We start from the raw sequence: 13,128 nt of genomic DNA on the forward strand, positions 1-13,128 counted from the left end.
GTACTTCCCTTCGTGCGGATACAGCCATCCTCCACCATCGCGCCCACCCCGTGTCCAGCCCCGCACCCGCGATCCGCTCCGGGCGGACACGGGAGCGCGGCGGTCCTTACGGATGCGGGGCTACAGCGCCCGGCCGACCAGCAGGTCGTCCCCGGCCACGTCGACCCGTACCGTGTCGCCGTCGCGGACCTCGCCGGACAGGATCTCCTTCGCCAGCCGGTCCCCGACCGCCGTCTGGATCAGGCGGCGCAGCGGGCGCGCGCCGTACGCCGGGTCGTTGCCCTTGTCGGCCAGCCAGGCCAGGGCCTCGGGCGTGACGTCCAGGGCGAGGCGGCGGTCGGCGAGGCGCTTGGCCAGGCGGGAGATCTGGAGCTCGGCGATGTGCGCCAGCTCGTCCCGGGTGAGGGCCGAGAAGACGACGAGGTCGTCGAGGCGGTTGAGGAACTCCGGCTTGAAGCTCGCCCGGACCACGTCCAGGACGCGCGCCTTCTTGTCCTCGGCGGAGGTGACCGGGTCGACCAGGAACTGGCTGCCCAGGTTGGAGGTGAGGATCAGGATGGTGTTGCGGAAGTCGACGGTGCGCCCCTGGCCGTCCGTGAGGCGGCCGTCGTCGAGGACCTGGAGCAGGATGTCGAAGACCTCGGGGTGGGCCTTCTCGACCTCGTCCAGCAGCACCACGCTGTAGGGGCGGCGGCGGACGGCCTCGGTGAGCTGGCCGCCCTCCTCGTAGCCGACGTAGCCGGGCGGGGCGCCGACGAGCCGGGCCACGCTGTGCTTCTCCGAGTACTCGGACATGTCGATGCGGACCATGGCCCGCTCGTCGTCGAAGAGGAAGTCCGCGAGGGCCTTGGCCAGCTCGGTCTTGCCCACGCCCGTGGGGCCCAGGAAGAGGAACGAGCCGGTCGGCCGGTCCGGGTCGGCGATGCCGGCGCGGGTGCGGCGCACGGCGTCGGCGACGGCCCGTACGGCCTCGGTCTGCCCGATCAGGCGGCGGCCCAGCTCGTCCTCCATCCGCAGGAGCTTCTGGGTCTCCCCCTCCAGGAGGCGGCCGGCCGGGATGCCGGTCCAGGCGCCGACCACGTCCGCGATGTCGTCCGGGCCGACCTCGTCCTTGACCATGGCGTCCTTGGCGGGCCCGGCCTGCGCCTCCTCCTCGGTGGCCTCGGCGAGCTCGCGCTCCAGCGCGGGGATCTCCCCGTAGAGCAGCTTGGAGGCGGAGTCGAAGTCCCCGTCGCGCTGGGCGCGCTCGGCCTGGCCGCGCAGGTCGTCCAGGCGCTCCTTGAGCTCGCCGACGCGGTTGAGGGACTGCTTCTCCTTCTCCCAGCGGGCGGTGAGGCCGCGCAGCTCCTCCTCCTTGTCGGCGAGGTCCTTGCGCAGCTTCTCCAGGCGCTCGATCGAGGCCGGGTCGGACTCGTTCTTCAGCGCCAGCTCCTCCATGCGCAGGCGGTCGACGGAGCGCTGGAGCTCGTCGATCTCCAGCGGTGAGGAGTCGATCTCCATGCGCAGCCGGGAGGCGGCCTCGTCGACGAGGTCGATGGCCTTGTCGGGCAGGAAGCGGGAGGTGATGTACCGGTCGGAGAGGGTGGCGGCGGCGACGAGGGCGCTGTCGTTGATGACGACCTTGTGGTGGGCCTCGTAGCGGCCCTTGAGACCGCGCAGGATCGCGATGGTGTCCTCGACGGTGGGTTCCGCGACCAGCACCTGCTGGAAGCGCCGCTCCAGCGCCGGGTCCTTCTCGATGCGCTCGCGGTACTCGTCGAGGGTGGTGGCGCCGACCATCCGCAGCTCGCCGCGGGCCAGCATGGGCTTGAGCATGTTGCCCGCGTCCATGGCGGAGTCCCCGCCGGCGCCGGCGCCGACGACGGTGTGGAGCTCGTCGATGAAGGTGATGATCTGGCCCTCGCTCGACTTGATCTCGGCGAGGACGGTCTTGAGGCGCTCCTCGAACTCGCCGCGGTACTTCGCGCCGGCGACCATGGCACCGAGGTCGAGGGAGACGAGCCGCTTGTTCTTGAGGGACTCGGGGACGTCGCCCTTGACGATGCGCTGGGCGAGGCCCTCGACGACGGCGGTCTTGCCGACGCCGGGCTCGCCGATGAGCACCGGGTTGTTCTTGGTGCGGCGGGAGAGGACCTGGACGACGCGCCGGATCTCGTGGTCGCGGCCGATGACGGGGTCGAGCTTGCCCTCGCGGGCGGCTGCCGTGAAGTCGGTGCCGAACTTCTCCAGGGCCTTGTACTGGCCCTCGGGGTCGGGGGTGGTCACCCGCCGTCCTCCTCGTGCGTTCTCGAAGGCGGCCAGCAGCTTCTTCGCGGTCGCGCCCTGGGCGGAAAGGACCTCACCGGCCGCGCCGCCCTTGGCGGCGACGGCGATGAGGAGGTGTTCGGTGGAGAGGTAGTCGTCGCCGAGCGCCTTGGCCTCGGAGTCGGCCCCGGCGAGCACGGCGAGCAGGTCCCGGCTGGGCTGCGGGGGCGCGACCGTGGAGCCGGTGACGCTGGGCAGGGCGGCGAGCAGCCGCTCCGCGCCGGAGCGGACGGCGGCCTGGTCCGCCTCGGTCGCGGCGAGCAGGTCGGTGATGTTCTCGTTGTCCTCGCCGGCGAGCAGGGCCAGCAGCAGGTGTGCGGGGGTCAGGTCGGCGTGGCCGTCCTTGACTGCCCTGCTGGTGGCCGCGTTCAGCGCGTCACGGCTCTTGTTGGTCAGCTCGGCGTCCACTCTCGGTTTCTCCTCTCCGGCGGGGCTACGACTCTCCGGTGCAGAACTCTGACTCGTTCAGCGTCTGCAAAGTTGAGTCTATTCCACTCAAGGCCGGATCCGGGCCGGACATATGCTTCGGACCATGCCTGATTCCAAGCCGGTCCACGACGTACTCGACCCGACGCCCGCCTACCTCGCCTTCTGGCGGGAGCGGCACATCTGCACCCTGACCACCCCGCGGCCCGACGGCACCCCGCACGTGGTTCCGGTGGGGGTGACGTACGACCCGGAGGCCGGGCTGGCGCGGGTGATCAGCAACAAGCACAGCAAGAAGGTGCGCAACGTGCTGGCGGCGCCGGACGGCGCGGCGCGGGTGGCGGTGTGCCAGATGGAGGGCCGGCGCTGGGCGACGCTGGAGGGCCGGGCGGTGGTCCGCACGGACGAGGCCTCGGTCGCGGATGCGGTGGAGCGCTACGCCGAGCGGTACGGGCGCACGCCCTCGCCGAACCCGGACCGGGTGGTCCTGGAGATCACCCTGGACCGCGCCATGGGGCGCGCCTGAGGAAAACGGCCGGATTCGAGCGGTCCTCCAGGAGTTCTCAGCGGATCCTCAGCCGGATGTCCGGTTCGGGCACTGGACGCGGACAGCACAACGGCGCCATCGTGGTCAGGTCCACGATGGCGCCGTTGTGTGGGGGAAGCACCTGGAGCGATCTGCAACGACGGGGGAATCGCCTCAGGCACTGCGGGGGGTGGCGGTGGTGATATCGGGTTCGAAGAGCTGGTGATCACGCTGATCGAGGTTGACGAAGACCATGCCGTACCGCACTTCGCAGCGGACGGGCTGCGGTGCGCCCCGGGGGCGGCGCAGGCAGCGGTAGGCACGGACGTCCTCGTCCTCCTCGCGCACGATGACGATCGGCTGGCCGAACAGGGTGACCATCAGCGAGTCGCCGGCGTAGGGGATCGCCGTGGCGAGATCGATGAACTGCCAGCCAGAGCGGTACGCCGAGGCCATCTCGCGCCGGAAGTCGCGGTCGTCGGGGGTCATCAGGCGGCCGTCGCAGGAGTGCTGTTCCAGCCCAGGTCGGCACCGAGGTCGTTGGTCCGCGCACCGGGAGCCACGTTCCAGCCGAGATCGGTCTTGCCCGCCGGCTCGGCGGCCGCACCGGCAACCGCCGGCGCGCCGTCCGCGTCCCCATGAACGGCAACTGCTGCCCCGAAGACCGCAACGGCGGAGAAAACAACGGCAAGCGCCGAGCGAAGCATTCTCTTATACATGGTCGGCTTCGTCCTCACTTGATGGAATCCTCTCCCCCGCACTGTCAGACGATGGCTCATTCAGGCACGTCAGTGCCACAGGGACGATGCATCATGTTCTTACATGTTCAGGACCCTGGGGGGTGGAGATTTGGTACGAAGCGAGACAAACCCGACACATCACCACCCCGTCACCGAGATGTGCGCCGAGGGAGCGCGCGTCTACGCGACCGCCCTGAGCACCGGGCGCATCGCCCGCGGAGAGGTCAAGAACGCCCCCTGCCTGCTCGAATTCGCCCTCCTGCGACCCGACCCGGACGACGCGAACCAGCTGCGCGCGGTTCCCCCCTCCGTCGCGCTCGCCCAGCGGCTCCACCCGCTCGAACGGGAGATCCAGGACCGCCGGCGCACGGCCGTGGAACTGACCGACGCGTTCGAGCCGTTCCTCACCATCAGCGCCCAGAGCCCCGCCAACACCCACGCCATCACGGTGCTGGAGGGATTCGACCAGATCAACGCCGCCCTCGACCTGGCCACCGCCGAGTGCCACACCGAGGCCCTGACCGTCCAGCCCGGCGGCGCGCGGCCGTCGTTCATCCTCACCGAGGCACTGGAGCGGGCCAAGCCGCTGATCGACCGCGGCGTGAGCATCCGCACGCTCTACCAGCACACGGTGCGCCACAGCCAGGGCACGCTCGCCTACGTGGACCGGATATCCACGGGCAAGGTGGAGATCCGCACGCTGGAGGAGCTCATAGAGCGTCTCATGATCTTCGACCGCACGGTGGCGTTCATCCCCGCGAGCGATGACCGAAAAGTGGCCCTGGAGTTGCGGCACCCGGGGCTGATCGACTACCTGATCCGGGTCTTCGAACAGCTGTGGCGCAGGGCCGTGCCGCTGACCGACGAGGTCACCTACACGCACAGCCCCGACGGCATCTCGGGCGTCCAGCGCTCGATCGCCCAGCTCCTCATCGAAGGGCACGTCGACGAGGCGATCGCCCGCCGCCTGGGGATGAACGTCCGCACCTGCCGCGCCCACATCGCGAAGCTGGCCACCGCCCTCGGCAGCGGCAGCCGGGCCCAGCTGGGCTACCTCATCGCCCAGTCCGGCATCCTGCACAGCGAGGGCGACGCGGAGGGCGGCCCGGGCTTCCAGGGGCCCGCTGAGGGCCTCACGGCGCCCCGCTGAGGAACGGGCCGGGGGAATATGCCGAAGGCCCCGTCCCGCCCCCTGGAGGGGCCGGACGGGGCCTTCCTGCGCACTGCGGGCCCGCGGGTCAGTCCATCGGGCGCTTGGGGCGCCAGACGACCAGGGCGCTGCCCGGCTGCGGCGGCTGGTACGGGACCAGGTCGCGCCGGTACGAGGCGTGCACCGCGGCCTCGCGGGCCTGGAGGGCGGCGGCCGCGCCGTCCACCGCCGAGGAGAGCTCGGCGACGCGCTGCTGGAGCGCGGCCACCTGGTTCTCCAGTTCGATGATCCTCTTGATGCCCGCCAGGTTGATGCCCTCGTCCTGGGACAGCTGCTGCACCGTGCGGAGCAGCTCGATGTCCCGGGCCGAGTAGCGCCGGCCGCGCCCGGCCGTGCGGTCCGGGGAGACCAGGCCGAGGCGGTCGTACTGGCGGAGGGTCTGCGGATGCAGTCCCGAGAGCTGGGCGGCCACCGAGATCACGTAGACGGGGGTCTCGTCGGTCAGCTGGTACGCCCCGTCACCGAAGCGGGACTGTCGTCGGCGGCCTTCCATGTCAAGCTCCCTTCGCGGACTCGAACAGCAGGGCGCGCGGATCGTCGGACCCGGTGGCGTCCCGGTACATCTCCAGGGCCTCGCGTGCCTTGTCGGACAGTTCGGCCGGTACCGCGACCTCCACCGTGACGAGCAGGTCGCCGCGGGTGCCGTCCTTGCGGACCGCGCCCTTGCCGCGGGCCCGCATCGTTCGGCCCGTGGGGGTGCCCGGGGGAAGCTTCAGGGTCACCGGGGGGCCGCCCAGGGTGGGGACCTTGATGTCGGCGCCCAGGGCCGCCTCGGCGATGGTGACGGGCACGGTCACCGTGAGGTTGTCGCCCTTGCGGCCGAACACCGGGTGGGTGCCGACGTGCACGACGACGTAGAGGTCGCCCGCCGGGCCGCCGCGCTCGCCCGGGGCGCCCTTGCCGCGCAGCCGGATCCGCTGGCCGTCGGAGACGCCCGCCGGGATCCGGACCTGCATGGTCCGGGAGGACTTGGCGCGCCCGCTGCCCTTGCAGACCTCGCAGGGGTTCTCCGCGATCAGGCCGCGGCCCTTGCAGTCCGCGCAGGGGTCGGTCAGCGAGAAGCCGCCGCCGCTGCCCCGGGAGACCTGTCCGGTGCCGACGCAGGTCGGGCACACCCGGGGCGTGCCGTTCTTGTCGCCGGTGCCCGAGCAGGCCTTGCAGGGGGCCTGCGAGGACATCCGCAGCGGGACGGTCGCCCCGTCCACGGCCTCCGTGAAGGAGAGCGTGACCTCGGACTCGATGTCCTGGCCGCGGCGCGGCTGGGTGCGGGTGCCCGCACCGGCGCCGGCGCCGCGGTTGAACAGGCCGCCGAAGACGTCGCCCAGGCCGCCGCCGAAGCCGCCCTGGCCGGCGCCCTGGGTACCTCCGAAGAGGTCGCCCAGGTCGAAGTTGAACGAGCCGCCCCCGCCCGGACCGGGGCGGAAGCCCCCGTTGCCGAACAGGGCGCGGGCCTCGTCGTACTCCTTGCGCTTCTTGGCGTCTCCGAGGACGTCGTTCGCCTCGGAGATCTCCTTGAAGCGCTCCTCGGCCGAGGCGTCGCCCTTGTTGGCGTCCGGGTGGAACTCGCGGGCGAGCTTCCGGTACGCCTTCTTGATCTCGGCCTCGGTGGCGTCCTTCGGGACACCGAGGACCTTGTAGTAGTCCTTCTCGACGAAGTCCTTCGTGCTCATCCCCGGTGACCCTCCTCTCGGCTTCCTACATGGTGTGCGTCAGCCCTTGTCGGGGGCATCCGTGTCCTTGTCGGACGGCGTGTCGCCGTCGGCGGACTCGGACTTCGCGGCGGGTGCCGCGCCCGGCTGGGGCTCGGCCACCGCGACCCGCGCGGGGCGGATCGTGCGCTCGCCGATCCGGTACCCCGGCTGCAGGATCGCCACGCAGGTCGTCTCGGTGACGTCCGGCGCGTACGAGTGCATCAGGGCCTCGTGGATCGTCGGGTCGAAGGGCTCGCCCTCCTTGCCGAACTGCTGCAGCCCCATCTTGGCCGCGGCCGTCTCCAGCGACTCGGCCACCGACTTGAAGCCGCCGACCACCTCGCCGTGCTCCCGGGCCCGGCCGATGTCGTCCAGGGTCGGCAGGAGCTCCGACAGCAGGTTCGCGACCGCGATCTCCTTGACGGCGACCCGGTCCCGCTCCACGCGGCGGCGGTAGTTCTGGTACTCCGCCTGGAGCCGCTGGAGGTCCGCGGTGCGCTCGCCGAGCGCGGTACGGGCCTGGTCCAGCTGCGCCAGGAGAGCAACGTCCTGAGCGTCCCCGGCGGGGGCCGCCTTCTCCTCCTCGGAGGAGTCGGCGGCCTTCGCCCCGGCGTCGTCAGCGGCCGAGCCGGTGGGGACTTCGGGCTTCTCGTCGAAGCCCGGGGTCTCCTCCGACATCAGGCCTGGCCGCCCTTCGGCTTGTCCTCGTCGACGATCTCGGCGTCGACGACGTCGTCGTCGGCCTTGGCCTGGCCCGCGTCACCGGCGCCGCCGGCGGCCTGGGCGGCCTGCGCGTCGGCGTAGATGGCCTGGCCCAGCTTCTGGCTGACCGCGGCGAGCTTCTCCGTGGCGGTGCGGATCTCGGCGGTGTCCTCGCCCTTGAGCTTGTCCTTCAGCTCGGTGACGGCCGTCTCGACCTCGGTCTTGACCTCGGCCGGGACCTTCTCCGCGTTGTCCGCGAGGAACTTCTCCGTCTGGTAGACGAGCTGCTCGCCCTGGTTGCGCGACTCGGCGGCCTCGCGGCGGCGGTGGTCCTCCTCCGCGTACTGCTCGGCCTCCTGGCGCATGCGGTCGACCTCGTCCTTGCCGAGCGAGGAGCCGCCGGTGACGGTCATCTTCTGCTCCTTGCCCGTGCCGAGGTCCTTCGCGGTCACGTGCATGATGCCGTTGGCGTCGATGTCGAAGGAGACCTCGATCTGCGGGACGCCGCGCGGGGCCGGCGGCAGGCCCGTCAGCTCGAACATGCCGAGCTTCTTGTTGTACGCCGCGATCTCGCGCTCGCCCTGGTAGACCTGGATCTGCACGGACGGCTGGTTGTCCTCGGCCGTCGTGAAGATCTCCGACCGCTTGGTCGGGATGGTCGTGTTGCGCTCGATGAGCTTGGTCATGATGCCGCCCTTGGTCTCGATGCCCAGGGACAGCGGGGTCACGTCGAGGAGCAGGACGTCCTTGACCTCACCCTTGAGCACACCGGCCTGGAGGGTGGCGCCGATGGCGACGACCTCGTCCGGGTTGACGCCCTTGTTGGCGTCCTGACCGCCGGTGAGCTCCTTGACGAGCTCGGCGACGGCCGGCATGCGGGTGGAGCCGCCGACCAGGACCACGTGGTCGATCTCGGACAGGTTGATGCCCGCGTCCTTGATGACGTTGTGGAACGGGGTCTTGCAGCGGTCGAGCAGGTCCGCGGTCAGCTGCTGGAACTGCGAGCGCGTGAGCTTCTCGTCCAGGTGCAGCGGGCCCTCGGCGGAGGCCGTGATGTACGGCAGGTTGATCGTGGTCTCCGTGGAGGAGGACAGCTCGATCTTCGCCTTCTCGGCGGCCTCGCGCAGGCGCTGGAGCGCCATCTTGTCCTTGGACAGGTCGACGCCGTGGCCGTTGGCGAACTGCTTCACCAGGTAGTCGACGACGCGCTGGTCCCAGTCGTCGCCACCGAGGTGGTTGTCACCGTTGGTGGCCTTGACCTCGACGACACCGTCACCGATCTCCAGGAGGGACACGTCGAAGGTGCCGCCGCCGAGGTCGAAGACGAGGATGGTCTGGTCGTCCTTGTCGAGGCCGTAGGCCAGGGCGGCGGCCGTCGGCTCGTTGACGATGCGCAGGACGTTGAGGCCCGCGATCTCGCCGGCCTCCTTCGTCGCCTGGCGCTCGGAGTCGTTGAAGTAGGCCGGGACGGTGATGACCGCGTCCGTGACCTTCTCGCCCAGGTACGCCTCGGCGTCGCGCTTCAGCTTCTGCAGGATGAAGGCGCTCATCTGCTGCGGGTTGAAGTCCTTGCCATCCAGGTTGATCTTCCAGTCAGTGCCCATGTGGCGCTTGACGGAGCGGATGGTCCGGTCCACGTTCGTGACCGCCTGGCGCTTGGCCACCTCGCCGACGAGGACCTCGCCGTTCTTGGCGAAGGCGACGACGGACGGCGTGGTCCTGGCACCCTCGGCGTTGGTGATGACGGTGGGCTCGCCGCCTTCGAGAACGCTGACGACGGAGTTAGTGGTGCCCAGGTCGATGCCGACCGCACGTGCCATTTCGATTCCTCCAGCTGACTTGAGTGGAACAGACTCAAGGATGCACGGCGGCAGCGCCCGCGTCAACAGAGCTGAGCCGAGGGGGCTCAACCTTTACGCTGCCCCTACGCTCAGGGGAAGCCCGGCGGGCCGGAAGATCCGGCCCACCCGGCGCTCGAGGCGCGGGGTCCGGGGCGGGGCCCCTGCGGCGGCGCCGCAGCCGAACGGGTTCCCGGAACGGGGTGCGGCCGCGCGGCGCGCCGGGGGCCGGGCCGGGGTCCGGCAGCGTGCCTGGCATGCCACTGACGCCGCCCCTGCCCGCCCGGCTCACCCGGCTCACCCGGCCCGCCCGGCCACGGCCGCCCCGGCCGCGGCCACGGGTCCGGTGGCCGGCCCGACCCCCCGCCAAGCGGGTCTGCGACCTGATCGGCGCGGTGGCCCTGCTGGCGGCCTGCGCCGGCCCGGTGCTGCTGGCGGCCGCCGCGCTGTACGGGTCCCGGCGCGCGGGCGTCCTCGTCCGGGAGCCCGCCCTCGGCCTGGCCGGACGACCCTTCCGGACTTGGCGGCTGCGCACCGAGGGCGCGGGGCGGCCGGGGGCGTGGGTGCGGCGGTGCGCCCTGGAGAGACTCCCGCAGCTGCTGAACGTCCTGCGCGGCGAGATGTCGCTGGTCGGGCCGCGCCCCGGGGCGGGTGCCGAGCACCCCGAACGCCTGCTCGTACGCCCCGGAATGACCGGATTGTGGCAGGTCAGCGCACGTTCCGACCTCCCCTGGGAGGAGATGGCCCTGCTGGACCGGCACTATGTGGAGAGCCATTGGCTGGGGATGGACCTCGCGATCCTCGCGAAGACCCCTCGGGCCGCCTTCCGACAGAGGCGGACCTGAGCGACACAGATCACCGCTCACTCACCTACAGTGCGGCGCGGGAAATGGGTAACCTCAAGCCTTGACTCAATAAGTTACCGCTTAGTAAGTCCCGCCCGAGGAGCCCTCCCATGCAACTCGCCGCGATCATCGTGTCGCTGGTCCTGACCGTGGTCGGCGTCGCGCTGCTCGCCCGAGCCGTGGCGCAGATCTACCGGTTCGTGAAACTCGGCCAACCCGTACCCGCGGGCAGTCGCACGGACCGCCCGAAGGAACGAACGATCACCCTGGTCAGGGAGTTCCTCGGCCACTCCCGGATGAACCGCTGGGGCATCGTCGGCTTCGCGCACTGGTTCGTCGCGATCGGCTTCCTGACGCTGCCGCCGACCCTGGTGCAGGCCTTCGGCCAGCTCTTCCAGGCCGACTGGCTGCTGCCGATCGTCGGCGACTGGCTGCCCTTCGAGCTCTACACCGAGTTCATCGGCGTGATGACGGTCGTCGGCATCGCCGTGCTGATGGTGATCCGCCTGCTCAACCTTCCCTCGCGCGCCGGTAGGAAGTCGCGCTTCGCGGGCTCGAAGGCCTGGCAGGCGTACTTCGTCGAGTGGGTCATCCTCACCATCGGCGTCGCCATCCTGTGCCTGCGCGGCCTCGAGGGCGCGATCCACGGCGTGGACACCTACGAGCCGGCGTACTTCGCCTCGTACCCGCTGGTCATGGCCTTCCAGGAGCTCTCCCCCAGCGGCATCCAGAACGCGATCTACTTCACCGCGATGGTGAAGATCAGCGTCTCGTTCATCTGGATGATCACGGTCTCGCTCAACACCAACATGGGTGTCGCCTGGCACCGCTTCCTCGGCTTCCCGAACATCTGGTTCAAGCGGAACGCCGACGGCGCGACGGCGCTCGGCGCCCTCCAGCCGATGACGAGCGGCGGCAAGGAGATCGACTTCGAGGACCCGGGCGAGGACGACGTCTTCGGCGTCTCCCAGGTCGAGCAGTTCTCCTGGAAGGGCATCCTCGACTTCTCCACCTGCACCGAGTGCGGCCGCTGCCAGTCGCAGTGCCCCGCCTGGAACACCGGCAAGCCGCTGTCCCCCAAGCTCCTCATCATGTCGCTGCGCGACCACGCGCACGCCAAGGCGCCGTACCTGCTCGCGGGCGGCGGCAAGACGATGGAGGGCGAGGAGAAGGCCTCGGCCGAGCAGCTCGCCGGCGTCCCCGCCACGGCCCTCGCGGAGGCGGAGCGCCCGCTCATCGGCACCGCCGAGGAGAACGGCGTCATCGACCCGGACGTGCTGTGGTCCTGCACCACCTGCGGTGCGTGCGTGGAGCAGTGCCCGGTCGACATCGAGCACATCGACCACATCGTCGACATGCGCCGCTACCAGGTGATGATCGAGAGCGCGTTCCCGTCCGAGGCGGGCACGATGCTCAAGAACCTGGAGAAGAAGGGCAACCCCTGGGGCCTGGCCAAGAAGCAGCGCGTGGAGTGGACGAAGGAGGTCGACTTCGAGGTCCCGATCATCGGGAAGGACGCGGAGGACCTCTCGGAGTTCGACTACCTGTACTGGGTCGGCTGCGCCGGCGCGCTGGAGGACCGGGCGAAGAAGACCACGAAGGCCTTCGCCGAGCTGCTGAACATCGCGGGCGTCAAGTTCGCGATCATGGGCGGCGAGGAGAAGTGCACCGGTGACTCGCCGCGCCGCCTGGGCAACGAGCCGCTGTTCCAGCAGCTGGGCCAGGAGAACGTCGCGATGCTGAACATGGCGTTCGGCGAGGACGACGAGGACCCGTCGACGAAGAAGCCGAAGTCGGCGAAGCGGATCGTCTCGACCTGCCCGCACTGCTTCAACACCATCGCGAACGAGTACCCGCAGCTGGGCGGCGAGTACGAGGTCATCCACCACACGCAGCTGCTCCAGCACCTGATCGACGAGGGCCGGCTGACGCCGGTGACGCCGGTCGAGGGTCTGATCACGTACCACGACCCCTGCTACCTGGGCCGCCACAACAAGGTCTACACGCCGCCGCGCGAGATCATGTCCGCGGTGCCGGGGCTGCGCCAGCAGGAGATGCACCGCCACAAGGAGCGGGGCTTCTGCTGTGGCGCCGGTGGCGCGCGGATGTGGATGGAAGAGCGCATCGGCAAGCGCATCAACAACGAGCGCGTGGACGAGGCCCTGTCCCTCAACCCGGACATCGTCTCGACGGCCTGCCCGTTCTGCCTGGTCATGCTGACGGACTCGGTCAACGGCAAGAAGAACGACGGCCAGGCGAAGGAATCCGTCCAGGTCGTGGACGTGGCGCAGCTCCTGCTGGAGTCGGTGAAGGCCCCGGAGCCGACGGAGGAGGAACTGGCCCAGGCCGCCGCCGAAGCCGAAGCCGCTGCCGCTGCCGCTGCCGAGGCCGAAGCGAAGGCCAAGGCCGAAGCGGAAGCCAAGGCGAAGGCCGAAGCCGAAGCCGACGCCAAGGCCAAGGCCAAGGCCGAAGCCGACGCCAAGGCCGAAGCCGACGCCAAGGCCGAAGCCGACGCCAAGGCGAAGGCCGAAGCCGACGCCAAGGCCGAGGAGGCCGACGCGGCCGAGTCCGAGTCGAAGGCCGAAGCGGACGTGGAGACCGCTCCCGCAGCGGAGGAGAAGGCGGAGGCCGAAACCGAAACCGAGCCGACGGCGGAGGCTGCTCCGGAAGCCAAGGCGGACGCGAAGGCGGAGGCCGAGGTCGAGCCTGAGGCGAAGGCGGACGCGAAGCCCGACGCCGAGGCCGAGCCCGAGGCGAAGGCGGACGCGAAGCCCGACGCCGAGGCCGAGCCCGAGGCGAAGGCGGACGCGAAGCCCGACGCCGAGGCCGAGCCCGAGGCGAAGGCG

At 70.5% G+C, this 13,128-nt stretch carries 10 protein-coding genes and 1 pseudogene; 4 read left to right on the plus strand and 7 right to left on the minus strand.

Annotated features, from left to right (window positions below):
* Positions 1–120: 120 nt before the first annotated feature.
* Complete coding sequence (clpB, locus tag AB0469_RS04645) at positions 121–2,712, minus strand: ATP-dependent chaperone ClpB (RefSeq protein ID WP_366449846.1); 2,592 nt, start codon at positions 2,710–2,712, stop codon at positions 121–123.
* Between the two features lie 124 nt (positions 2,713–2,836).
* On the opposite strand from clpB, the gene AB0469_RS04650 reads away from it, so the two are divergent.
* The gene (locus AB0469_RS04650) at positions 2,837–3,256 is read left to right on the plus strand and encodes a TIGR03618 family F420-dependent PPOX class oxidoreductase (protein ID WP_366449847.1); all 420 of its coding nucleotides are present in this window, start codon (positions 2,837–2,839) and stop codon (positions 3,254–3,256) included.
* A gap of 174 nt (positions 3,257–3,430) precedes the next feature.
* On the opposite strand, the gene AB0469_RS04655 is transcribed toward AB0469_RS04650, so the two are convergent.
* On the minus strand, positions 3,431–3,745 hold the full coding sequence (locus AB0469_RS04655) for a (2Fe-2S)-binding protein (RefSeq protein ID WP_042820115.1): 315 nt from the start codon (positions 3,743–3,745) through the stop codon (positions 3,431–3,433).
* Positions 3,745–3,993, minus strand: a complete 249-nt coding sequence (locus AB0469_RS04660; RefSeq protein WP_366449848.1) for a hypothetical protein — start codon at positions 3,991–3,993, stop codon at positions 3,745–3,747. The genes AB0469_RS04655 and AB0469_RS04660 overlap by 1 nt, the downstream gene beginning before the upstream one ends.
* A gap of 85 nt (positions 3,994–4,078) precedes the next feature.
* On the opposite strand from AB0469_RS04660, the gene AB0469_RS04665 reads away from it, so the two are divergent.
* The gene (locus AB0469_RS04665; RefSeq protein WP_366449849.1) at positions 4,079–5,146 is read left to right on the plus strand and encodes a helix-turn-helix transcriptional regulator; all 1,068 of its coding nucleotides are present in this window, start codon (positions 4,079–4,081) and stop codon (positions 5,144–5,146) included.
* An 88-nt stretch (positions 5,147–5,234) separates the two neighbouring features.
* Here the strand turns inward: AB0469_RS04665 and AB0469_RS04670 are convergent, their stop codons facing one another.
* Genes AB0469_RS04670 through dnaK form a run of 4 tightly spaced genes read right to left on the minus strand, consistent with a single transcriptional unit; the run spans position 5,235 to position 9,419 of the window.
* Positions 5,235–5,699 carry a helix-turn-helix domain-containing protein gene (locus AB0469_RS04670; RefSeq protein WP_042820118.1) on the minus strand — a complete coding sequence of 155 codons (465 nt, stop codon included), beginning with the start codon at positions 5,697–5,699 and terminating at the stop codon, positions 5,235–5,237.
* A 1-nt stretch (position 5,700) separates the two neighbouring features.
* Positions 5,701–6,876, minus strand: a complete 1,176-nt coding sequence (gene dnaJ / locus AB0469_RS04675) for a molecular chaperone DnaJ (RefSeq protein WP_366449850.1) — start codon at positions 6,874–6,876, stop codon at positions 5,701–5,703.
* A 39-nt stretch (positions 6,877–6,915) separates the two neighbouring features.
* Positions 6,916–7,575 (minus strand): nucleotide exchange factor GrpE, encoded by a 660-nt coding sequence (grpE, locus tag AB0469_RS04680; RefSeq protein ID WP_366449852.1) that lies wholly within the window; start codon positions 7,573–7,575, stop codon positions 6,916–6,918.
* Positions 7,575–9,419 (minus strand): molecular chaperone DnaK, encoded by a 1,845-nt coding sequence (gene dnaK / locus AB0469_RS04685; RefSeq protein WP_366449854.1) that lies wholly within the window; start codon positions 9,417–9,419, stop codon positions 7,575–7,577. Before dnaK ends, grpE begins: the two co-directional genes overlap by 1 nt.
* A 275-nt stretch (positions 9,420–9,694) precedes the next feature.
* Here dnaK and AB0469_RS04690 point away from each other — a divergent pair, with 275 nt between their 5' ends.
* On the plus strand, positions 9,695–10,282 hold the full coding sequence (locus tag AB0469_RS04690; protein WP_366449856.1) for a sugar transferase: 588 nt from the start codon (positions 9,695–9,697) through the stop codon (positions 10,280–10,282).
* Between the two features lie 110 nt (positions 10,283–10,392).
* Positions 10,393–12,609, plus strand: a pseudogene (locus AB0469_RS04695) ((Fe-S)-binding protein); the annotation flags it as partial.
* Positions 12,610–13,128: the final 519 nt, after the last annotated feature.

Source organism: Streptomyces sp. NPDC093801 (assembly GCF_040701585.1).
Taxonomy (GTDB): Bacteria; Actinomycetota; Actinomycetes; order Streptomycetales; family Streptomycetaceae; genus Streptomyces.